A 22,278-nucleotide genomic window follows, 5' to 3' on the forward strand; every position below is an offset into this window, starting at 1 on the left:
TCATCGTGCGAAGCTGGCCTGGGCAGCCGGGTAGAAGGTGGCTGCCAGCGACTGCAAGGTCGCCGGTAGCCGAGGCCCGAGCCCGCCGACCAGCAGCGTCGGGTCCAGTGAGACCAGGCGTTTCTCACGCACGGCCCGCGAGGCAGCCAGCGCGGGGTTTTCTTTCAACAGCGCCTGCAAGGCCTGCTCATCGGCCAGCGCCCGGTCGGAAAACACGATCACATCCGGGTCAAGCGCCGCCAAGGCTTCGTTGGAGAAGTTCTTGTAGCCTGGGTGCGCGGCCAGGTTACGCCCACCCGCCTGGTCCAGCAGCCAGTCACCGGCAGTGCCTTGCCCGGCGATCAGCGGCTTGGCCCCGGCATGGCCGACCAGCAGCAACACCCCGGGAGCCTGCTGCCCGGCCTGGGCCAGCTTGACGTTGGCCTGCAACGCATCAAGCCGCTGGCGGTAGTCCGCAGCAAGCGCGGACGCTTGCTGCTCTGCACCGAGCAACTGCCCCAGGTGCCTGAGGTTTTCATCCACTGCCGGCAGCTCGGCCTTGCTGGAGAACAACTCGACCCGCACGCCGGCCTTGCGGATTTGCGCCAGTACCGGTGGCGGCCCCATTTCCTCGGTGCCCACCAGCACATCCGGGCGCAGGCTGAGGATGCCTTCGGCCGACAGTTGCCGCTGATAACCCACACTGGGCAAGGCTTTCAACGAGGCCGGGTGCTGACTGGTAGTGTCCACACCGACCAGGTGCCCTTCACCTCCCAATGCGGTTATCCACTCGCTCAAGGCGCCACCCGCGCTGACCCAGCGTTGCGGCAGCTCGGCTGCCAAGGCTTGGGTAGAGAGCACAAGGCCTGCACACAGAGCGAGAAAAGCAGCTGGACGGCGCATCATCGGGTTCCTTCTGAAGACGGGCTACACGCCTTGTGGCGAGCGGCGGAACTGCGCACCATAGGCAGCCGGGCGCAGAGAATGCGATCAATTTGATAATTATTCGCATTGGAGCGTCAAGCCATCGCGTGTTTCACGGGTCATCCTTGCCATGCACTTCCTTTGTACATCCCTCGGCCTGGCCGAGGGCCAAAGCCGCGCCTTCAGCGTAGACGGCCTCGAACTGTTCGGCGTGCGTCGCCAAGGCCAGGTGTACCTGTACCGCAACCGCTGCCCGCACCGGGACATCCCGCTGAACTGGGCAGAGGACGCGTTTCTGGATGACAGCGCCAGCCTCATCCACTGCGCCCATCACGGAGCCCTGTTCCTGATAGAAAGCGGCGAATGCGTGGCAGGCCCCTGTGAGGGGGAGCAGCTGCAGCCCCTGGGCTGCCACGAAGACAGCCAGGGCATCTGGTTCAAGGGGTCAGCAGCACCGGCAAGCGGCGATCGATGACGATACCCTCGGCGTCCAGCCGAGTGCCATAGGCCAGCACCTCCACCCCGTCCGCTACGGCAGCGCGCAGCGCCTGGGCGTAGGCCGTATCGATTTCTTCAGCCGGGCGCACAGCGTCGATACCGGTCAGGTTCACGCAATACAGCTGCACGGCCCGCACGCCCTGCCGGGCCAGCTTTGCCAGCTCACGCAGGTGTTTCGCACCGCGTTGAGTCACCGCATCAGGGAAGGCCGCAACTGCAGTGTCGGGGTAGCCCAGCGTCACACTCTTGACCTCGACATAGGCCGGGGCACCCTCGAATTCCAGGCGAAAGTCGATACGGCTGCCTTCCTCGCCATAGGCCACTTCGCGCTTGAGTGCAGTGAAACCGGCCAGTTCAGTGATTGTGCCGGCGCGCAGGGCCTCTTCGACCAACGCATTGGCCCGCCCGGTATTCACGCAGGCCAACCGCCCCTGGGGGGTTTCGCTGATTTCCCAGGTCCCTGGCAGCTTGCGCTTGGGGTCGTTGGAGCGGCTGAACCACACCTGCCCACCTTCACGCATGCAGTTGAGCATGGAGCCGGTATTCGGGCAGTGGATAGTCATCTGCTCGCCGCTGGCCAGTTCGATATCGGCCAAAAAGCGCTTGTAGCGACGCAACAGGCGGCCCTGCTCGAGTGAAGGAGAGAAACGCATCAGCCTTGCCAGCTCTGCAGGCCACGGGCAATACGCTGCACCGCTTCTTCCAGGCGCGGCAGGCTCTGGGTGTAAGCGAAGCGCACATGGTGCCCGGCCAGGTGGCGACCGAAGTCCAGGCCCGGCGTGAACGCCACGTGCTGGGTTTCCAGGAAGTGCCGGCAGAATGCAAACGCGTCCCCCCCAAAAGCGCTGATATCGGCATACAGGTAGAACGCACCTTGCGGCTCGACGGCAATGCGGAAGCCCAGTTCACGAAGGGCGGGCAGCAGGTAGTCGCGACGGCGGGCGAATTCGGCGCGGCGCTCCTCGAAAATGGCCAGCGCCTCGGGCTGGAAACAGGCCAGCGCGGCATGCTGCGCCATGCTCGGCGCACTGATGTACAGGTTCTGCGCCAGTTTCTCCAGGTCGGCGACCGCGCCGGGCGGGGCCACCAGCCAGCCAAGGCGCCAACCGGTCATGCCGAAATACTTGGAAAAACTATTCAGGACGAATGCCGAGTCGTCGACTTCCAGCACGCTCGGCGCGTCCATGCCATAGGTAAGGCCGTGGTAGATCTCGTCCACGACCAGATGGCCATGCCGCTCATGGGTGGTTCTGGCCAGGCAGGCCAACGCCTCGCGCCCCAGCACGGTACCGGTCGGGTTGGCCGGCGAAGCGACCAGGGCTCCGACGGTGTCCATGTCCCAGTAGCGCTCAACCAGGTCGGCAGTCAGCTGATAGTTCACATCCGGGCCCACCGGCACCAATTGGGCCCCGCCCTCGACCAGGCGCAGGAAGTGGCGATTGCACGGGTAACCCGGATCGGCCAGCAGCCAGTGCTTGCCCGGGTCCACCAGCAGGCTGCTGGCCAGCAGCAGCGCGCCGGAGCCACCTGGGGTAATAAGGATGCGTTCCGGGTCGATGTTCAGGCCATAGCGCTGCCCATAAAACCCGGCAATTGCCTCACGCAGTGCCGGCAGACCGCGTGCGGCGGTGTAGCGAGTGTGCCCGGCGGCCAGCGCGGCCTGGCCGGCCGCGACGATGGGTGCGGCCGTGGTGAAGTCCGGCTCGCCGATTTCCAGGTGGATCACGTCGTGCCCGGCCGCCTGCAGCTCGTTGGCCCGGGCCAGCAGTGCCATGACGTGGAAAGGTTCGATGGCGCGGCTGCGCGCACTGTAGGGTTGGGCCATGACCTTCTCTCAATTGGGTCTAAACTGGAGATTCTACCTCTGCACACCACCGAACGTACCGCTCAGGCCGGTGTCAACTAGCAGGATCGGGCGGGGTAGCGCACCCCCGATCTATCTGGTAAGTTCGGCGGCTCGCAGTCGCAGGGCCGGCGGTCGCCGGAGATGGAGCATCCTGCGCATTGGATCAGATGAGTGAGAGGCGGTCTATTCATGTCCACCCTAGAAAAGCAAAAAGCCAACCAGAATCTTTATGGGGTTGCACCCTATCAGGAGACCGAGGGTGAGGAGTACATGGGTGAGCCCATGCGCAAGCACTTCACCAAGATCCTCGCTGGCTGGAAGCAAGAGCTGATGGTCGGCGTCGACAAGACCGTTGACCATATGAAAGAAGAAGCAGCCAACTTTGCAGATCCCGCAGACCGCGCATCCCAGGAAGAGGAATTCGCCCTCGAACTGCGCAACCGCGACCGCGAGCGCAAGTTGATCAAGAAAATCGATAAAACCCTGCAGAAGATTCAGGACGAAGAGTACGGCTGGTGCGAGTCGTGCGGCATCGAGATCGGCTTGCGCCGCCTGGAAGCCCGCCCTACCGCCGACCTGTGCTTCGACTGCAAGGAAATTGCCGAGAAAAAGGAAAAAACGGTCGGCAAAGGCTGATCTTTCTTCCACCTGAACGGGGCGCATCATGCGCCCCGTTTCATTTATATGCCCAGCCTGACCATGACCGACTCCAGCTACATCGGGCGCTTCGCCCCCACCCCCAGCGGCTTCCTGCACTTCGGCTCGCTGGTCGCCGCCCTCGCCTCCTGGCTCGATGCCCGCGCCGTCAACGGCCGCTGGCTGCTGCGCATGGAAGACACCGACCCGCCCCGGGAGATGCCCGGCGCCCGCGATGCCATCCTCCAGACGCTGGAACGTTACGGTCTGCACTGGGATGGCGAGGTGGTATTCCAGAGCCAGCGCCACGATGCCTATGCTGCCGTGGTAGACCGCCTGTTCAACATGGGCCTGGCGTACGCATGCACCTGCTCTCGCAAGCAGCTGGAAAGCTACAACGGCATCTACCCAGGCTTTTGCCGCAACGCCGGGCATGCCCGTGAAGGGGCAGCCATCCGCTTGCGGGTGCCGGAGCTGATCTACCGCTTTACCGACCGAGTGCAGGGTGAGTACCAGCAACACCTGGGGCGTGAGGTGGGCGACTTCGTCATCCAGCGTCGTGACGGGTTGTACGCCTACCAGCTGGCCGTGGTGCTGGACGATGCCTGGCAGGGTGTTACCGACATCGTGCGGGGTGCCGACCTGCTCGACAACACCCCGCGCCAGCTGTACCTGCAGGAGTTGCTGGGCTTCTCACAGCCGCGTTACCTGCATATTCCGCTGATCGTGCAGCCGGATGGGCACAAGCTGGGCAAGTCGTACCGTTCACCGCCACTGCAGGCGGAGCATGCTACCCCCCTGCTGCTGCGGGCATTGCGGGCGCTGGGGCAGGAGACAGACCCGGAACTGCTGTTGGCGACGCCGGCAGAGGTGCTGGCAGTCGCGCGCACGCAATGGCGGCCGGAAGCCATCGCGCAGCGGACCACGGTGCCAGAGGCTGATTTGCGCTGAACCTTTACCGGCCTCTTCGCGGGTGCGCCCGCGCCCACAGGAACCACGCCGCCTTCAAGGCCTGTGGTCTACCTGTGGGAGCGGGCATGCCCGCGAAAGGGCCGGCACAGGTAAAGCCCCCCTAAAAACAAAAGCCCAGTAAATTCAAACCCTTGGCGAACGCTGTGGATTCCCGCTAGCATCCCCCCTGCCATTTGCGCCAATAATAAGTTCAAGCCCGTAGCGCCCAACCATCGAGGCCAGCATGTACATCTATCGTTTGGTCCTGCTTCTGGTCGTGGGGATCTACCTGTTCTCCCCGGCCATCATGGACTGGTGGATCGAACCGACCGGAGCCTGGTACCGCCCCTACCTGCTCTGGCTGATCCTGATCGTCGTCACCTTCATCCTGCAGAGCCAAAGAGATGCCGATGAGCTTTAGCCTGACCCAGATGATCCTGATCAGCGCCGGGTACCTCATGGTGCTGTTCGGCGTGGCCTGGATCAGCGAGCGCGGGCTGATCCCGCGCTCGATCATTCGCCACCCACTTACCTACACCCTGTCGCTGGGCGTTTACGCCAGTGCCTGGGCCTTCTATGGCTCGGTTGGCCTGGCCTACCAGTACGGCTACGGTTTCCTTGCCTGTTACCTGGGGGTGTCTGGCGCATTCCTGCTGGCGCCGGTGCTGCTCTACCCGATCCTCAAGATCACCCGCACCTATCAGCTGTCATCGCTGGCCGACCTGCTGGCCTTCCGCTTCCGCAGTACCTGGGCCGGGGCCTTGACCACCATCATCATGCTGATTGGCGTGCTCCCGTTGCTGGCCCTGCAGATCCAGGCGGTGGCCGATTCGATCAGCATCCTTACCGGTGAACCGGTCAAGGCCCGGGTGGCCTTTGCCTTTTGCACGCTGATCATTCTGTTCACCATCTTCTTCGGCTCGCGGCACATCGCCACGCGCGAGAAACATGAGGGGTTGGTATTCGCCATCGCCTTCGAGTCGGTGATCAAGCTGCTGGCCTTGGGCGGCATCGGCCTGTATGCCTTGTATGGCGTATTCGGCGGCCCGCACGAGCTGGAAGTCTGGCTGTTGCAGAACCAGACCGCCCTTGCCGCCCTGCACACCCCCCTGCAGGAAGGCCCATGGCGCACCCTGCTGCTGGTGTTCTTCGCCTCGGCCATCGTCATGCCGCACATGTACCACATGGCCTTTACCGAAAACCTCAACCCGCGCTCGCTGGTCAGCGCCAGCTGGGGCTTGCCGCTGTTCCTGCTGCTGATGAGTCTTGCCGTGCCGCTGGTGCTGTGGGCCGGCCTGCGCCTGGGCGCCAGCACCAACCCCGAGTACTTCACCCTGGGCCTGGGCATCGCCGCCAACAACCAGGCATTGGCACTGCTGGCCTACATTGGTGGCCTGTCGGCAGCCAGCGGCCTGATCATCGTCACCACCCTGGCGCTGTCGGGCATGGCCCTGAACCACCTGGTGCTGCCGCTTTACCAGCCGCCGGCCGAGGGCAACATCTACCGTTGGCTTAAGTGGACCCGCCGTGCACTGATCGTCGCCATCATCACCGCCGGCTTCATGTTCTACCTGAGCCAGAACTACCACCAGAGCCTGGCCAACCTGGGCATCGTCGCCTTCGTCGCCACCTTGCAGTTCCTGCCTGGGGTGCTGTCGGTACTCTACTGGCCAACCGCCAACCGCCGCGGTTTCATCGCCGGGCTGCTGGCCGGCACCCTGGTGTGGATGGTGACCATGCTGCTGCCGCTTCTCGGCAACTTGCAGGGCTTCTACATCCCGCTGCTGGACATGATCTATGTGCTGGACGACACCAGCTGGCACATGGCAGCCATCGCCTCGTTGGCGGCCAACGTGCTGCTGTTCACCCTGATCTCACTGTTCACCAACGCCAGTACCGAAGAGGTCAGCGCGGCCGAAGCCTGTGCCGTGGATAACGTGCGCCGTCCGCAGCGCCGCGAGCTGCACGCCGCCTCGCCGCAGGAATTCGCCACCCAGCTGGCCAAGCCGCTGGGCGCCAAGGCCGCGCAAAAGGAAGTCGAGCAAGCACTGCGCGACCTCTACCTGCCGTTCGACGAACGCCGCCCCTATGCCCTGCGCCGCCTGCGCGACCGCATCGAAGCCAACCTGTCCGGCCTGATGGGGCCGAGCGTGGCCCAGGACATGGTCGAGACTTTCCTGCCGTACAAGTCCGGTAACGAAAACTACGTGACCGAAGACATCCACTTCATCGAAAGCCGCCTGGAAGACTACCACTCGCGCCTGACCGGGCTGGCCGCCGAGCTCGATGCCTTGCGCCGCTACCATCGCCAGACCCTGCAGGAGTTGCCCATGGGCGTCTGCTCGCTGGCCAAGGACCAGGAAATCCTGATGTGGAACAAGGCCATGGAAGAGCTCACCGGCATCGCCGCCAAGCATGTGGTCGGCTCGCGCCTGGTCACCATCGACGAGCCTTGGCGCGGCCTGCTGCAAGGCTTCATCAACGTGCCCGACGAGCACCTGCACAAGCAGCGCCTGGCGCTGGACGGCCAGCCGCGCTGGCTGAACCTGCACAAGGCAGCCATCGACGAGCCACTGGCCCCCGGTAACAGCGGGCTGGTACTGCTGGTGGAAGACCTTACCGAAACCCAGGCACTGGAAGACAAGCTGGTGCACTCCGAGCGCCTGGCCAGCATCGGCCGCCTGGCCGCCGGCGTGGCCCACGAGATCGGCAACCCGATCACCGGCATCGCCTGCCTGGCGCAAAACCTGCGCGAGGAACGCGAAGACGATGGCGAAATCATCGAGTTGTCCAGCCAGATCCTTGACCAGACCAAGCGCGTATCGCGCATCGTCCAGTCGCTGATGAGCTTCGCCCATGCCGGCGGCAGCCACCAGAACAGCGAGGAGCCCGTGTGCCTGGCTGAAGTGGCACAAGATGCCATCGGTCTGCTGGCGTTGAACCGGCGCAATTTCGAAGTACAGTTCTTCAACCTTTGCGACCCGGACCATTGGGCCGAAGGTGACCCGCAGCGCCTGGCCCAGGTGCTGATCAACCTGCTCTCCAACGCCCGCGATGCCTCGCCGCCCGGCAGCGCCGTGCGCGTGCGCAGCGAGGTTAACGAGCACACCGTCGACCTGATCGTCGAAGACGAAGGCAGCGGGATTCCGAAGAACATCATGGACCGCCTGTTCGAACCCTTCTTCACCACCAAGGACCCGGGCGAAGGAACCGGACTGGGGCTCGCTCTGGTCTATTCCATCGTGGAAGAGCATTATGGGCAAATCACCATCGACAGCCCGGCCGATATCGAACGGCAACGTGGCACCCGGATCCGCGTGACCCTGCCCCGGCATGTCGTAGCGACGTCCCCTGAAATTCGAGACCGTCGAGAGAATTGAATCAATGCCGCACATTCTGATCGTCGAAGACGAAACCATCATCCGCTCGGCCCTGCGTCGCCTGCTTGAGCGGAACCAGTACCAGGTCAGCGAGGCCGGCTCGGTGCAGGAAGCCCAGGAACGCTTCAGCATTGCCACTTTCGACCTCATCGTCAGCGACCTGCGCCTGCCCGGCGCGCCCGGCACCGAGCTGATCAAGCTCGGCCAGGGCACCCCGGTGCTGATCATGACCAGTTACGCCAGCCTGCGCTCAGCGGTGGACTCGATGAAAATGGGCGCGGTGGACTACATCGCCAAGCCCTTCGACCACGACGAGATGCTGCAGGCAGTAGCGCGTATTCTGCGTGACCGGCAGAACGCCCCCGCTGCTGCACCGCCAGCCGAGCCACGCGCCAGCAATGGCAAGGCTACAGCGTCCGACAAAGGCAGCGCGGCAACGGCCAATGGCGAGATCGGCATCATCGGCTCGTGCCAGCCCATGCAGGACATGTACAGCAAGATCCGCAAGGTCGCGCCTACCGACTCCAATGTGCTGATCCAGGGCGAGTCGGGCACCGGTAAAGAGCTGGTGGCCCGCGCCCTGCACAACCTGTCTCGCCGGGCCAAGGCACCGATGATCTCGGTGAACTGCGCGGCCATCCCCGAAACGCTGATCGAATCCGAACTGTTCGGCCACGAAAAAGGCGCGTTCACCGGCGCCAGCGCCGGGCGCGCCGGCTTGGTGGAGGCCGCCGATGGCGGTACGCTGTTCCTCGATGAAATTGGCGAACTGCCGCTCGAAGCCCAGGCTCGCCTGCTGCGTGTGCTGCAGGAAGGCGAGATACGCCGGGTAGGTTCGGTGCAGTCGCAAAAGGTCGATGTGCGCCTGATCGCCGCGACCCACCGCGACCTGAAAAACCTGGCCAAGGCCGGCCAGTTCCGTGAAGACTTGTATTACCGACTGCACGTCATCGCCCTGAAGCTGCCGGCCCTGCGCGAGCGTGGCAGCGACGTCAACGAGATCGCCAACGTCTTCCTCGCCCGCCAGAGCGCTCGCATCGGCCGCGACGACCTGCACTTCTCGGCCGAGGCCGAGCAAGCCATTCGTCACTACAGCTGGCCCGGTAACGTGCGTGAACTGGAAAACGCCGTGGAGCGCGCGGTGATCCTCAGCGAGAGCGCAGAAATTTCCGCCGAGCTGCTGGGCATCGACATCGAGCTGAGCGACCTGGATGAGGATGACATCCTCGACAATGCCCTGGTGGTGGCCAACGCGGGCAATGCCAGCCACGAGCCGACCGAAGACCTGTCGCTGGAAGACTACTTCCAGCACTTCGTGCTTGAACACCAGGACCACATGACCGAGACCGAACTGGCACGCAAGCTCGGCGTAAGCCGCAAGTGCCTGTGGGAACGCCGCCAGCGCCTGGGCATCCCACGGCGCAAGAGCAACGCTACCAGCGAGTAATTCAACCTGCCCAGTGTTCGCCGCAGCAAGTGCGGCGCCTGTGGGATCGAGCGCCGCCCACGCGGCGCATCGCGAGCGAAGCTCGCTCCTACATCTGTTTCGGGCCAATCAATCCTGAGCCATTGGCGCGCGGCCCCTTGTGTGTCCCCTTCAATATCCTGTCGTGCACCGAGGGGGATGCGCGCCAATGGCACAGGCGCAGAACGGGGTGTCGCGAACACATCTGGCCTGGGAACACCCCAGGTAACACCTCACCTCCCGTAAAAATCTGTTACCCAAGCTTTCCGCCGTAACAGTCCCCGAGGCGTACGGTAACGAAATTGCGACATCTTCGACCTGCCAAAAATTGCAGAGCCCGCTCAACCCCTTGATTTTATTGGGTTTTGAAAAGTTGGCACGGCACCTGCTATATGTTTGGTACAAGAACAATAACAAGCACTGCAACTCAGAATAAGAACAAGACGAAACGGCTCACGCACAATAAAAACAAGATGGCGGAGGCGCAGCTAACTGATTCTTTTGGAGAGGATGCGTGTTTGGGGCTTGCCCCACAACCAGGCAGAGAACAACAAAAACTGCACTAAAAGCAGCGCCTGAACTGGTTGGATCGACTGATCAACGTGTCATCAGCGGCCAAAGCAATCCGTTTGCTCTTTACCCCCGGTTTGGGGGTCGTCCACAAGTTTCGAGATTTGTGGGCAGGGCACTCAACAAAAACAAGAAGCCCAGCAAAAAAACAATAAGAGCACGCAACGACTTCTTGGGGAGCTTAGGCTCCCCTTGTCGTTTCTACCCTTCTGGCAGGCATCCTGCTACCCGCCTACACCATTCCCCGAGTAAATGCTAGAATCCCCGCCCATCATGCGGCCATTCTCCTATTCTTGGCCGAACATTCCTTCACACAGTGCATCCCATGCTGAAGAAGCTGTTCCAGTCTTTCCGCCCGCCCGTACCGGGCCCGCACCACAGGCGCACCACGCCCGAGGTGATCAACAAGAGCCAGCACTCGCTGCAGCGCCACCAGTTCAGCCGTCATGCGGTGAACATCGTGGAGCGCCTGCAAAGCGCCGGCTACCAGGCTTACCTGGTCGGTGGCTGTGTCCGCGACCTGATGCTGGGCATCACGCCGAAGGACTTCGACGTCGCCACCAGCGCCACCCCCGAACAGGTCCGTGCCGAGTTCCGCAACGCCCGCATCATTGGTCGTCGCTTCAAATTGGTCCATGTGCATTTCGGCCGTGAGATCATTGAAGTCGCCACCTTCCGCGCCCACCACTCCGAGGACGACCAGGGCGATGCCCACCGTTCGTCGCATAACGCCAGTGGCCGCATTCTGCGAGACAACGTGTACGGCACCCTGGAAGAGGACGCGCAACGCCGCGACTTCACCATCAACGCCCTGTACTACGATCCGGTCAGCGAGCGCATTCTCGATTACGCCAACGGTGTGCACGACGTGCGCAATCGCCTGCTGCGGCTGATCGGAGACCCGACCCACCGCTACCAGGAAGACCCGGTGCGCATGCTGCGCGCGGTGCGCTTTGCTGCCAAGCTCGACTTTGGCATCGAAAAGCACACTTACCTGCCGATTCGCGGCCTGGCCCCGATGCTGCGCGAGATTCCACCCGCGCGCCTGTTCGAGGAATGCCTCAAGCTGTTCCTCAGCGGCCAAGGTGCCATCGCCTTCGAAATGCTGGTTGACCTGGAGTTGTTCGAACCGCTGTTCCCGGCCAGTGCCCACGCGCTGGATGAGCGGCCGACCTACACCCACACGCTGATCAGCCAGGCACTGAACAACACCGACCTGCGCGTGAAGCAGGGCAAGCCGGTGACGCCAGCCTTCCTGTTTGCTGCTTTGCTCTGGCCAGCTCTGCCGGCCCGTGTGCTGCACCTGCAGAACCAGGGCGTGCCGCCGATCCCGGCCATGAACGGTGCAGCCCACGACCTGATCGCCGAGCAGTGCGCGCGCATTGCCATCCCCAAGCGTTTTACCCTGCCGATCCGCGAGATCTGGGACATGCAGGAGCGCCTGCCGCGCCGCAGCGGCAAGCGCGCCGACATGCTGCTGGACAACCCGCGTTTCCGCGCCGGTTACGACTTCCTGCTGCTGCGTGAAAGCGCCGGGGAAGAAACCGACGACCTGGGCCAGTGGTGGACCGATTACCAGGAGGCAAACGACAGCGAGCGCCGCGAGATGATCCGCGAGCTTGGTAGCCGTGACGAAAGTGCCGGCCCGCGCAAGCGCAAGCGCAGCGGCAGCAAACGCAAGCGCAGTGGCGACGAGGCGTTCGAGTGACCATTCGCGCCTACGTAGGTCTGGGCAGCAACCTGGACGCACCTGCCGAGCAACTGCGTAGTGCCTTGCAGGCGCTGGACCAGGTCGAAGCCACGCGCCTGGTAGCCGCCTCGGCCCTGTACACCAGTGATTCGCTGCTGCCCGGCCAACCGCGCTACACCAATGCTGTCGCCGCCCTGGACACCGCCCTGGCACCACTGGCATTGCTCGATGCGCTGCAGGCCATCGAAAACGACCAGGGCCGCGTGCGCAAGGAGCGCTGGGGCCCACGCACGCTGGACCTGGACATCCTGCTGTTCGGTGACCAGGTGCTCGACCAGCCACGCCTGAAAGTGCCGCATTACCACATGCATGCCCGCCCGTTCGTGCTGTATCCGTTGGCCGAGCTGGTACCGGGGGATTTCCGCCTGGCCGATGGCCGCGCCCTCGCGCAACTGCTCGACGAATGCCCGTTCGTCGGCCTGGAACGCCTGTAGACCGGGCGTTCCAGCCTGCATCGCCACCTCGGTAACGCCAGTAACACCCTGATCGTAACAATGCGGTAACAGGGTGATTGACTTCCCACACCTCGCTCACGACTATAGGCGTCCCGTGTGGCACCAAAGTGCCGCATACCCGTATTTAGGCCCGGACGGACCTGTGCCCGAACATCACGCGCGATGATGTGCCGCTCCGGAAGATGACTACACGCGTTGAATGCAGTCGTTTTTTACAGCGCCTGAACGAGGAGTTTCCTACATGCCTGAAGTAACCCTTACCACCCTTAACGGCCTCAAGGCCAAGGGTGAAAAAATCACCATGCTGACCTGCTACGACGCGACCTTCGCCAAGGCCGCCAGCCAGGCCGGCGTTGAAGTGTTGCTGGTGGGCGACTCGCTGGGGATGGTCCTGCAGGGCCACGACAGCACCTTGCCGGTCACCACGGCGGAGATGGCCTACCACACCGCCAGCGTCAAACGCGGCAACGACGGCGCGCTGATCCTTACCGACCTGCCGTTCATGGCCCATGCCACCCCCGAGCAGGCCTTTGCCAACAGCGCCACACTGATGCAGGCCGGCGCCCACATGGTCAAGATCGAAGGCGCAGCCTGGCTGGCCGAAACCATCCGCTTGCTGGCCGAACGTGGTGTGCCGGTGTGCGCGCACATGGGCCTGACCCCGCAAACCGTCAACGTGCTGGGCGGCTACAAAGTGCAGGGCCGCCAGGAGGCCCAGGCCCGGCAGATGCGTGCCGACGCCATTGCCCTGGAACAGTCCGGTGCGGCCATGCTGCTGCTCGAGTGCGTACCCAGCGAACTGGCGGCGGAAATCACCAATGCCGTTGGCATCCCGGTAATCGGCATTGGCGCCGGCAGCGCCACCGATGGCCAGGTACTGGTACTGCACGACATGCTCGGCCTGTCGCTGAGCGGCCGGGTACCGAAGTTCGTGAAGAACTTCATGCAGGGCCAACCGGATATCCATAGCGCCCTCGTCGCTTACGTCGAGGCGGTCAAGCAAGTCAGTTTCCCAGGCAGCGAACACGGGTTCAGTGCATGAATACAGTCAAGACCGTCCGCGAACTGCGCGCGGCAGTGGCCCGCGCCCGCGGTGAGGGCAAACGCATCGGTTTCGTGCCGACCATGGGCAACCTGCACAGCGGCCATGCGGCCTTGGTGACCAAGGCTGCCCAGCGCGCCGATTTCGTGGTCGCCAGTATCTTCGTCAACCCGCTGCAGTTCGGCGCCAACGAAGACCTCGACAAGTACCCACGCACCCTGGCAGCCGACCAGGAGCGCCTGGTGCAGGCCGGCTGCAACCTGCTGTTCGCGCCCACGGTGGAAGAGATGTACCCCGACGGCATGAGCGTGCAAACCCGCGTCAGCGTGCCCCAGCTTTCCGAAGGCCTGTGCGGCGCCAGCCGCCCTGGGCATTTCGAGGGTGTGGCCACCGTGGTGAACAAGCTGTTCAACATGGTCCAGCCAGACCTTGCCGTGTTCGGCGAGAAGGACTATCAGCAGTTGGCGGTGATCCGCGCCATGGTGCGCGACCTGAACATGCCGATCCAGATCATCGGCGAACCCACCGTGCGTGCAGAAGATGGCTTGGCGCTGTCGTCGCGCAATGGCTACCTCACGCCAGAGCAGCGTACAACTGCGCCAGCGCTGTACCGCACACTGCAGCACATTGCAGCGGGCATCGGCCGTGGCCAGCGGGATTTTGCCGCGCTGGTCGCTGAAGGCCAGGCGCAACTGAGCGCAGCGGGTTTCCGCCCGGATTACCTGGAAGTACGCCATGCCGTAAGTTTGCGCCCGGCAGTGATCGATGATCGAGACCTGGTGGTGATTGCGGCGGCTTACCTGGGTAACACACGGTTGATCGACAATCTCTACCTGCATTTGGAAGAGAAGACCGCATAACGGTCTTGGGCTGCCTTGCAGCCCATTCGCGGGCAAGCCCGCTCCTGCACGTTTACCTGTAGGGGCGGGCTTGCTTGCAATGCCCCCAAAATCCCCCTGCCATACCCATTCCCAGCACGTGGCCTTTGCCTATAATGGTGCCAGCCTGAACCCGGCAACGACTGCCGTGTCCAAGCCCTCACCACGCACCAAGGGAACCCCGCGCAATGGCGTATTACCGTACACCCCACGATGTGACGGCCCTGCCCGCCTGGCAGGCGCTTCAGAAACACCGCGACGCCATGCAAAGCTTCAGCATGCGCGAAGCCTTCGCCGCCGATGCCAAGCGCTTCGACCAGTTTTCCCTCAGCGCTTGCGGCCTGTTCCTCGACTACTCAAAAAACCTGATCACCGAGCAAAGCCGCGAGCTGCTGGTCAGCCTGGCCAATGAAGTGGGCCTGCAAGACGCCATCAAGTCGATGTTCAGCGGTGAGATCATCAACGCCTCCGAAGGCCGCCCGGTGCTTCACACCGCCTTGCGCCGGCCCGTAGGTGACAAACTCAGCGTCAACGGCGTGAACGTCATGCCGGAAGTGCACAAGGTGCTCAACCAGATTACCGAACTGGTTGGCCGCATTCACGATGGCCTGTGGCGCGGCTACAGCGAAAAGCCGATCACCGACGTGGTCAACATTGGCATCGGCGGTTCGTTCCTCGGCCCCGAGCTGGTGTCCGAAGCGCTGCTACCCTACGCCCAGCGCGGCGTGCGCTGCCACTACCTGGCCAATATCGACGGCAGCGAGTTCCACGAGCTGTCGGCCAACCTGCGCGCCGAAACCACCCTGTTCATCGTCTCGTCGAAGTCGTTCAACACCCTCGAGACGCTGAAAAACGCCATGGCCGCGCGGACCTGGTACCTGGCCCAAGGCGGCTCGGAAGCCGAGCTGTACCGCCACTTCATTGCAGTGTCCAGCAACAAGGCTGCTGCTGTAGCGTTCGGTATCCGCGAAGAAAACATCTTCCCGATGTGGGACTGGGTGGGCGGGCGCTACTCGCTGTGGTCGGCCATCGGCCTGCCGATCGCCCTGGCCATCGGCACTGCCAACTTCAAGGAACTGCTGTCCGGCGCCTACACCATGGACCAGCACTTCCAGACCGCACCGTTCGACAAGAACATGCCGGTGCTACTGGCCCTGCTGGGCGTGTGGTATGGCAACTTCTGGGACGCAAACAGCCACGCGATCCTGCCGTACGACCACTACCTGCGCAACATCACCAAGCACCTGCAGCAGCTGGACATGGAATCCAACGGCAAGAGCGTGCTGCAAGACGGTACCCCGGTGAAGACCGACACCGGGCCGGTGATCTGGGGCGGCGTGGGCTGCAACGGCCAGCATGCCTACCACCAGTTGCTGCACCAGGGCACCCAGTTGATTCCGGCCGATTTCATCGTGCCGGTGGTGAGCTTCAACCCGGTGGCCGACCACCACCAGTGGCTGTACGCCAACTGCCTGTCGCAGAGCCAGGCGCTGATGCTGGGCAAAACCCGCGAGGAAGCTGAAGCCGAATTGCGCGCTAAAGGCCTCAACGAAGCAGACATCGAAAAGCTGGCCCCACACAAGGTGATCCCGGGTAACCGCCCGAGCAACACGTTGGTGGTCGAGCGCATCAGCCCACGCCGGCTGGGTGCGCTGGTGGCGATGTACGAGCACAAGGTGTTCGTACAGAGCGTTATCTGGGGTATCAACGCCTTCGATCAGTGGGGCGTCGAGCTGGGCAAGGAACTGGGCAAGGGCGTTTACCAGCGCTTGGTCGGTAGCCTGGAAGACAGTGCCGAAGACGGTTCCACCCAAGGCCTGATCAACTACTTCCGCGGCCGTCACCGCGGTTGATCTTGTGCCGGCCTCTTCGCGGGTAAACCCGCTCCTACGAGACTACGCATTACCTCGTAGGAGCGGGTTTACCCGCGAAGAGGCCGGCCCAGGTTGAACACCGCTCCCAGCTACACTGTCTTATCGAATAGCCGTTGCAGTCCATCGCCCCTTACAAGAGCAGGACCACCCGCCATGTTCGATATCCGCAAATACCCCCAGGCACTGGCCGTCAGCCAGTCCGCCGCCCTCCCCCCCGAAGACTACCGCCGCCTCTACCGCCAGTCGGTCGAAGACCCAGACACCTTCTGGGCCGAACAGGCCAAACGCCTGGACTGGATCAAACCGTGGTCAAGCGTGCAGCAATGCGACCTGCATACCGGCAAGGCCCGCTGGTTCGACGGTGCGCAACTCAACGTCAGCTACAACTGCATCGACCGTCACCTGGCCCAGCGCGGCGAGCAAACGGCCCTGCTGTGGGAAGGCGACGATCCCAAGGACTCCAAGGCCATCACCTACCGCGAACTGCACCGTCAGGTCTGCCGCCTGGCCAATGCAATGAAAGCGCGCGGTGTGAAGAAAGGCGACCGGGTGTGCATCTACATGCCAATGATTCCCGAGGCCGCCTTCGCCATGCTCGCCTGCACTCGCATCGGCGCCATCCACTCGGTGGTGTTCGGCGGTTTCTCCCCCGATGCCTTGCGAGACCGCATTCTCGATGCCGACTGCCGCACCGTGATCACCGCCGATGAAGGCGTGCGTGGCGGCAAACGCATCCCGCTGAAACAGAACGTCGACAAGGCCCTGGCCAGCTGCCCAGCGGTCAGTAGCGTGTTGGTGGTGCGCCGCACTGGCGGCGATGTTGCCTGGACCGAGGGCCGCGACCTCTGGTATCACGAAGCGACGAAGGATGCCGGCGACGACTGCCCCCCAGAACCGATGGAGGCCGAAGACCCGCTGTTCATCCTCTACACCTCCGGCAGCACCGGCAAACCCAAAGGGGTGCTGCATACCACCGGCGGCTACCTGCTGCAGGCAACGATGACCTTCAAGGTGGTGTTCGATTATCGTGACGGCGAGGTGTTCTGGTGCACCGCCGATGTCGGCTGGGTGACCGGCCACAGCTACATCGTCTATGGCCCGCTGGCCAATGGCGCAATCTCGCTGATGTTCGAAGGCGTGCCCAACTACCCGGATACCTCGCGCTTCTGGCAGGTGGTGGACAAGCACCAGGTGAACATCTTCTATACCGCCCCGACCGCCCTGCGCGCACTGATGCGTGAGGGCTCCGCGCCACTGCAGAGCACCTCACGCAAAAGCCTGCGTCTGCTGGGCAGCGTCGGCGAGCCGATCAACCCGGAAGCCTGGGAATGGTACTTCGAGGAGGTCGGGCAAAAGCGCTGCCCGATTGTGGATACCTGGTGGCAGACCGAAACCGGCGGCATCATGCTCACCCCACTGCCCGGCACACAGTCACTCAAACCCGGCTGCGCCACCCAGCCGATGTTCGGCGTGCAACCGGTGCTCCTGGACGAAAAAGGCAAACTGATCGAAGGCCCCGGCGCCGGCGTGCTGGCGATCAAAGCCAGCTGGCCCGGGCAGATCCGCAGTGTCTACGGCGACCACCAGCGGATGGTCGACACCTACTTCAAGCCCTTGCCCGGCTACTACTTCACTGGCGACGGTGCCCGTCGCGATGCCGATGGCGACTACTGGATTACCGGGCGCATCGACGATGTGATCAACGTGTCCGGGCACCGCATCGGCACCGCTGAAGTGGAAAGTGCACTGGTGCTGCATGACAGCGTGGCCGAAGCCGCGGTGGTCGGCTACCCCCACGACCTCAAGGGCCAAGGCGTCTACGCCTTCGTCACGACCATGAATGGCGTGACACCAGATGACACGCTCAAGGCCGAGCTGCTGGCCCTGGTCAGCAAGGAAATCGGCAGCTTCGCCAAGCCTGAGCTGATTCAGTGGGCGCCAGCGCTACCCAAGACGCGCTCAGGCAAGATCATGCGGCGTATACTGCGCAAAATCGCCTGCAATGAGCTGGAAAACCTGGGCGATACCTCGACCCTGGCCGACCCAAGCGTGGTACAGGGCCTGATCGACAAACGCCTCAACCAGTAACCGGCGGCCAGCAATCATGGCCGCCCTGCACAGCAGGTCGCCATGGAAGCCCTTCGTCGCCGCATCGAAACCCAGGTCATGAGCCTCACCGGGCTGGCCCTCGGCCAGCTCGACCTGCAATCGCCCAAGGGCGACCCCGGCCTGTTCGGCCCGCACAGCATCAGCTGGCGCGTCCATGGCGACTTCCCGAGCATGCTGGTCGGTGGCATCAGCGCGCTGATGCTGCAGTTGTTGCATCCCCTGGCCCTGGCCGGTGTGTGGGACCACTCCAATTTTCGTGAAGACCTGCTCGGCCGCTTGCGCCGCACCAGCCAGTTCATTTCCGGCACCACCTTCGGCGCCACTGGCGATGCCGAGTGGCTGATCGACAAAGTGCGCACCATTCACCTGCAGGTCACCGGCACTGCACCCGATGGCCGCCCTTATGCGGCCAGCGACCCGGATCTATTGACCTGGGTGCATGTAGCGGAGGTCAGCCGTTTCCTCGCCGCCCACCTGCGTTACCGCAACCCACACCTGCCACGCGCCGAGCAGGATGCCTATTACAACGAAATCGCCCTGATTGCCGAGCGCCTCGGTGCCCGTGACGTGCCGCGCTCGTGCCAGCAAGTTGAAGACTATCTGCAACACATACGCCCGCAGCTGCATTGTGATGCGCGCAGCCATGAGGTGATACGAATCCTGCTCGACGCCCCTGCCCCCAGCCGCCTGGCACAGCCGGTTGGCAAACTGATGCTGCACGCGGGTATCGACTTGCTGCCCGGCTGGGCCCAGGCCCTGCTCGGCCTGCAGCACGGGCCCCTGCAGCAGCGCCTGATCCGTCTGGGCCTGCGACGCACCGCGCCGGTGTTGCGCTGGGCAATGCGCGACGGTTCGGCACACCGAGCCAAACGGCGCATGGGCATTGATTGAGCGCAAAGGGTGGCCCCTGCGGAACTGATTTAACGTGCCATACTCCAAGCACTCCTGCTTAGACTGACGAAGCGACACATGTACAAAGGATTGACTCGCGCCGCTGGCGCAATCGTGGCCTTGGTAGCCCTGTATAGCCTGCTTGGCTTTCTCATTCTTCCTGGTGTCGCACTGCGCATTGCCAACCAGCAGTTGGCCCAATACGCCACCGTGCCGGCTCACCTCGAACGGATCGAACTCAACCCCTTCAGCCTCGAGCTGACGCTGTGGGGCCTGCAGATCGGCGAGCCGGGCAAGGAGCAGGTCGGCTTCGAGCGTCTTTACGCTAACGCCTCACTCGACAGCCTGTGGACCAAAGCCCTGCATCTGGAAGCGGTGGAACTCGACAAACCGCGCAACGAAGTGCTGTTCGCCAAGGACGGTACCCTCAACCTGACCGGGTTGTTCAAACTACCGGCCAGCGAAGCCAAACCCGAAGAGCCGCCCAGTGACCCGTTCCCGCTGCGTATTGGCAGCATCAAGCTCGTCGACGGCTACCTGCACTTCGAGGACCTGCGGCCCAGCGAGCCGATCGAGTTCCTCTACGACAACATGAATCTGGAGCTGAAAAACCTCAGCACCCTGCCCAACGACAATGCCGACATGACCTTGGTGGCCAGCGGTCCCAATGGCGGACGCATCGACTGGAAGGGCACCCTGAGCCTGTCGCCGATCGCCTCCGTAGGCACACTGAAGGTCACTGACGGCAAGATGAAGCTGTTCTGGCCCTACGTGCGCGATGCCGTGCCACTGGTGCTGGAAGACGGCGTGGTAAGCCTCGATACGCACTACAAGCTCAACCTCGCCAAACAGACCGAGCTGCTGCTGGATAACGTCTCAGTGCGCATCGCGCCATTCGCCATCAAGGCGCCGGATGGCCGACCGTTGGCACGCCTGGCCAGCCTGGAGGTTAGCGAAACCACCATTGATCTGGTCAAACAGCAGGTCACCGTGGGCAAGGTTCGCAGCGAAAAGCTCGAAACCTGGGCGGCGCTGGAAAAAGATGGCCAGCTCGACTGGCAGAAGCTGTTCGCCAGCCAACCCGCCAAGGCCACGCCGAAGGAAAAGGCCGAGCCGGCGGCCGCAGCACCTACGCCTGAAGAGAAGGCGGTCAACGAGCCAAGCAAACCCTGGCAAGTGCTGCTCAAGGACGTGCAGTTGCGCAACTACCTGGTACACCTGGAAGATCGCAGCCAAAAGGCACCGGTAGCCTTGGACATTGGCCCTCTCAATGCCGACCTGCAAGGTTTCGACAGCCTCAACCAGTCGCCCTTCACCCTCAAACTCGATACCGGTGTGGGCAAGCAAGGCAAGCTGCAGGCCGCAGGCCAGGTCAACCTGGCACCGATATGGGCAAAGCTGGATGTGAGCACCCGCGACATCGACCTGCGTGTGGCCCAGGCCTACATCAGCCCGTTCATCCTGCTGGAGCTGCGCAGCGGCATGCTCTCGAGCGACCTCAAGGTCGACCTGAAGAACACCGCGCCGCTGGCCTTCAATGTGACCGGCAAGGCGCAGGTCAGCCAGTTGCACACCCTCGACACCATCAAGAGCCGCGACTTCGTCAAATGGCAGCAGGTGAACGTCGACGGCTTGTCCTACGTGCACGGCGATGCTCTGTCGATCGACAAGGTGACCCTGCTGCAGCCCTATGCACGCTTCATCATCAACGAAGACCGCACCACCAATGTCAATGACCTGCTGATCCCGCAACCGGCCGACGCCCCGGCGAGCAGCCAGCCCAAGCCGACCACGGCCAGCAGCAACAAGCCGCTTGGCATCCATATCGGGCAGATCGACATCAACGACGGCTCGGCCAACTTTGCCGACCTGTCGCTTACCCCCAACTTCGCCACGGCCATCCAGCAACTCAACGGCCAGATCGGCACCATCGACAACCGCAAGCCACAGCCGGCCAAGGTCGACGTCAAGGGCAAGGTAGACCGCTACGCACCGGTTACCATCAAGGGCGCACTCAACCCGTTCAACCCACTGGCCAGCCTGGACATTGCCACCAGCTTCAAGCGCGTCGAATTGACCACGCTGACGCCCTACTCCGGCAAGTTCGCCGGCTTCCGCATCCGCAAGGGCCGGCTGAACCTGGACCTGCACTATCTGATCACCAACGGCCAACTCAAGGCCGAGAACAAGGTAGTAGTGGAGCAACTGCAGCTGGGCGAGAAAGTCGACAGCCCGGATGCGGTCGACCTGCCGATCCGCCTGGCGGTGGCATTGCTGAAGGATACCGAGGGCAAGATCTCGATCGAGCTGCCGGTGTCTGGCGACCTCAACAACCCGCAATTCAGCGTGATGCCGATTGTTTGGCAAACCCTGCGCAACCTGGTGCTGCGCGCGGCGCAGGCGCCATTCAAATTCATTGGCGGGCTGATCAGCGGCGGTAGCTCGGAAGACCTTGGCAACGTGGCCTTCGCCCCCGGCTCCAGCGAACTCAGCGGCGAGGCCCAGTCGTCCTTGGACAAGCTGGCATCCGCGCTGAAAGAGCGCCCGGAACTGCGCCTGGAAATCGAAGGCACCAGCGCCCAGGCCAGCGACGGCCCGCTGATTGCCCAACAGCGCCTTGAGCGTGAGTACCAGGCCACCTGGTACAAGATCCTGCAGCGACGGGGTGACAAGGTGCCGGCCAATGCCTCGATGCTGGTGGTGGACGACAGCGACAAGCCCGCGATGCTCGAAGGCATTTACCGTACCCGCCTGAAACAGCAGCCGCCTGCCGAATGGGAGCAGTTGGGCCGTGACGAGCGCGCCGCCAAGCTGCGCGAGGCCGTGATCAAGTCGTGGGCCGAGAGTACCGCCTTGCTGCGTACCTTGGGGCAGGAGCGGGCCAGCAGCATCAAGGACTATCTGGTCGACAAGGGCAAGCTGGAAGACGACCGGGTGTACTTCATCGATACCAGCCTGGGGCAGCCTCAAAGCGATGGCCGGGTGGTGACACCGATGCACCTGGATGCCGAGTAATCCCCTCTGGCAGGC

17 protein-coding genes are annotated in these 22,278 nt (G+C 63.2%); 14 read left to right on the forward strand and 3 right to left on the reverse strand.

Annotated features, from left to right (window positions below):
• On the reverse strand, positions 1–885 hold the full coding sequence (locus ACF8FB_RS10800) for a hemin ABC transporter substrate-binding protein (protein ID WP_392511329.1): 885 nt from the start codon (positions 883–885) through the stop codon (positions 1–3).
• Positions 886–1,033: 148 nt separating this feature from the next.
• On the opposite strand from ACF8FB_RS10800, the gene ACF8FB_RS10805 reads away from it, so the two are divergent.
• Positions 1,034–1,378, forward strand: coding sequence for a Rieske (2Fe-2S) protein (locus ACF8FB_RS10805; RefSeq protein WP_010955342.1), 345 nt, complete (start codon positions 1,034–1,036; stop codon positions 1,376–1,378).
• Here ACF8FB_RS10805 and sfsA read toward each other — a convergent pair.
• Together sfsA and ACF8FB_RS10815 are read right to left on the reverse strand one after the other, a co-directional pair.
• Positions 1,341–2,054 (reverse strand): DNA/RNA nuclease SfsA, encoded by a 714-nt coding sequence (gene sfsA, locus ACF8FB_RS10810; RefSeq protein ID WP_004575787.1) that lies wholly within the window; start codon positions 2,052–2,054, stop codon positions 1,341–1,343. The two genes, ACF8FB_RS10805 and sfsA, sit on opposite strands and share 38 nt — an antisense overlap.
• Complete coding sequence (locus ACF8FB_RS10815) at positions 2,054–3,226, reverse strand: pyridoxal phosphate-dependent aminotransferase (protein WP_392510317.1); 1,173 nt, start codon at positions 3,224–3,226, stop codon at positions 2,054–2,056. Before ACF8FB_RS10815 ends, sfsA begins: the two co-directional genes overlap by 1 nt.
• Before the next feature lie 210 nt (positions 3,227–3,436).
• Between ACF8FB_RS10815 and dksA the strand changes: the two genes are divergently transcribed.
• From dksA to ACF8FB_RS10880, 13 genes are all read left to right on the forward strand, one after another.
• Positions 3,437–3,883 (forward strand): RNA polymerase-binding protein DksA, encoded by a 447-nt coding sequence (gene dksA / locus ACF8FB_RS10820; RefSeq protein ID WP_392510318.1) that lies wholly within the window; start codon positions 3,437–3,439, stop codon positions 3,881–3,883.
• Between the two features lie 63 nt (positions 3,884–3,946).
• On the forward strand, positions 3,947–4,834 hold the full coding sequence (gene gluQRS, locus ACF8FB_RS10825; RefSeq protein ID WP_033730627.1) for a tRNA glutamyl-Q(34) synthetase GluQRS: 888 nt from the start codon (positions 3,947–3,949) through the stop codon (positions 4,832–4,834).
• Between the two features lie 244 nt (positions 4,835–5,078).
• Positions 5,079–5,255, forward strand: coding sequence for a hypothetical protein (locus ACF8FB_RS10830; RefSeq protein ID WP_003250005.1), 177 nt, complete (start codon positions 5,079–5,081; stop codon positions 5,253–5,255).
• Positions 5,239–8,214, forward strand: a complete 2,976-nt coding sequence (locus ACF8FB_RS10835; RefSeq protein ID WP_010955345.1) for a sensor histidine kinase — start codon at positions 5,239–5,241, stop codon at positions 8,212–8,214. Before ACF8FB_RS10830 ends, ACF8FB_RS10835 begins: the two co-directional genes overlap by 17 nt.
• Positions 8,215–8,218: 4 nt before the next feature.
• Positions 8,219–9,661, forward strand: a complete 1,443-nt coding sequence (locus ACF8FB_RS10840; RefSeq protein ID WP_010955346.1) for a sigma-54 dependent transcriptional regulator — start codon at positions 8,219–8,221, stop codon at positions 9,659–9,661.
• 913 nt (positions 9,662–10,574) lie between these two features.
• Positions 10,575–11,957 carry a polynucleotide adenylyltransferase PcnB gene (locus ACF8FB_RS10845; protein WP_070096298.1) on the forward strand — a complete coding sequence of 461 codons (1,383 nt, stop codon included), beginning with the start codon at positions 10,575–10,577 and terminating at the stop codon, positions 11,955–11,957.
• Complete coding sequence (folK, locus tag ACF8FB_RS10850) at positions 11,954–12,433, forward strand: 2-amino-4-hydroxy-6-hydroxymethyldihydropteridine diphosphokinase (RefSeq protein ID WP_010955348.1); 480 nt, start codon at positions 11,954–11,956, stop codon at positions 12,431–12,433. The genes ACF8FB_RS10845 and folK overlap by 4 nt, the downstream gene beginning before the upstream one ends.
• A gap of 262 nt (positions 12,434–12,695) precedes the next feature.
• Entirely contained in the window at positions 12,696–13,496 is an 801-nt protein-coding gene (panB, locus tag ACF8FB_RS10855) for a 3-methyl-2-oxobutanoate hydroxymethyltransferase (RefSeq protein ID WP_392510319.1), read from the forward strand.
• A complete protein-coding gene (gene panC / locus ACF8FB_RS10860; protein WP_350298567.1) occupies positions 13,493–14,356 on the forward strand; it encodes a pantoate--beta-alanine ligase in 864 nt (287 codons plus the stop codon). Before panB ends, panC begins: the two co-directional genes overlap by 4 nt.
• Before the next feature lie 206 nt (positions 14,357–14,562).
• Entirely contained in the window at positions 14,563–16,227 is a 1,665-nt protein-coding gene (gene pgi, locus ACF8FB_RS10865) for a glucose-6-phosphate isomerase (protein ID WP_003249988.1), read from the forward strand.
• Between the two features lie 174 nt (positions 16,228–16,401).
• Positions 16,402–18,336 (forward strand): acetate--CoA ligase, encoded by a 1,935-nt coding sequence (gene acs / locus ACF8FB_RS10870; protein WP_392510526.1) that lies wholly within the window; start codon positions 16,402–16,404, stop codon positions 18,334–18,336.
• Positions 18,337–18,378: 42 nt separating this feature from the next.
• The gene (locus ACF8FB_RS10875) at positions 18,379–19,248 is read left to right on the forward strand and encodes an oxygenase MpaB family protein (protein ID WP_392511330.1); all 870 of its coding nucleotides are present in this window, start codon (positions 18,379–18,381) and stop codon (positions 19,246–19,248) included.
• A 78-nt stretch (positions 19,249–19,326) separates the two neighbouring features.
• The gene (locus ACF8FB_RS10880) at positions 19,327–22,263 is read left to right on the forward strand and encodes a DUF748 domain-containing protein (RefSeq protein WP_392511331.1); all 2,937 of its coding nucleotides are present in this window, start codon (positions 19,327–19,329) and stop codon (positions 22,261–22,263) included.
• The last annotated feature ends 15 nt before the right edge of the window (positions 22,264–22,278 follow it).

The sequence above is a fragment of the Pseudomonas sp. yb_2 genome, assembly GCF_043103905.1.
GTDB classification, from domain to species: Bacteria; Pseudomonadota; Gammaproteobacteria; order Pseudomonadales; family Pseudomonadaceae; genus Aquipseudomonas; species Aquipseudomonas alloputida.

Bases quoted from the DNA above. Each gene is read 5' to 3' on its own strand.
- pgi (WP_003249988.1), top strand. From the start codon at position 14,563: ATGGCGTATTACCGTACACCCCACGATGTGACGGCCCTGCCCGCCTGG.
- ACF8FB_RS10805 (WP_010955342.1), top strand. From the start codon at position 1,034: ATGCACTTCCTTTGTACATCCCTCGGCCTGGCCGAGGGCCAAAGCCGC.
- panB (WP_392510319.1), top strand. From the start codon at position 12,696: ATGCCTGAAGTAACCCTTACCACCCTTAACGGCCTCAAGGCCAAGGGT.
- ACF8FB_RS10845 (WP_070096298.1), top strand. From the start codon at position 10,575: ATGCTGAAGAAGCTGTTCCAGTCTTTCCGCCCGCCCGTACCGGGCCCG.
- acs (WP_392510526.1), top strand. From the start codon at position 16,402: ATGTTCGATATCCGCAAATACCCCCAGGCACTGGCCGTCAGCCAGTCC.
- ACF8FB_RS10830 (WP_003250005.1), top strand. From the start codon at position 5,079: ATGTACATCTATCGTTTGGTCCTGCTTCTGGTCGTGGGGATCTACCTG.
- ACF8FB_RS10880 (WP_392511331.1), top strand. From the start codon at position 19,327: ATGTACAAAGGATTGACTCGCGCCGCTGGCGCAATCGTGGCCTTGGTA.
- sfsA (WP_004575787.1), bottom strand. From the start codon at position 2,054: ATGCGTTTCTCTCCTTCACTCGAGCAGGGCCGCCTGTTGCGTCGCTAC.
- gluQRS (WP_033730627.1), top strand. From the start codon at position 3,947: ATGACCGACTCCAGCTACATCGGGCGCTTCGCCCCCACCCCCAGCGGC.
- ACF8FB_RS10875 (WP_392511330.1), top strand. From the start codon at position 18,379: ATGGAAGCCCTTCGTCGCCGCATCGAAACCCAGGTCATGAGCCTCACC.
- ACF8FB_RS10840 (WP_010955346.1), top strand. From the start codon at position 8,219: ATGCCGCACATTCTGATCGTCGAAGACGAAACCATCATCCGCTCGGCC.
- ACF8FB_RS10835 (WP_010955345.1), top strand. From the start codon at position 5,239: ATGCCGATGAGCTTTAGCCTGACCCAGATGATCCTGATCAGCGCCGGG.
- panC (WP_350298567.1), top strand. From the start codon at position 13,493: ATGAATACAGTCAAGACCGTCCGCGAACTGCGCGCGGCAGTGGCCCGC.
- ACF8FB_RS10815 (WP_392510317.1), bottom strand. From the start codon at position 3,226: ATGGCCCAACCCTACAGTGCGCGCAGCCGCGCCATCGAACCTTTCCAC.
- dksA (WP_392510318.1), top strand. From the start codon at position 3,437: ATGTCCACCCTAGAAAAGCAAAAAGCCAACCAGAATCTTTATGGGGTT.
- ACF8FB_RS10800 (WP_392511329.1), bottom strand. From the start codon at position 885: ATGATGCGCCGTCCAGCTGCTTTTCTCGCTCTGTGTGCAGGCCTTGTG.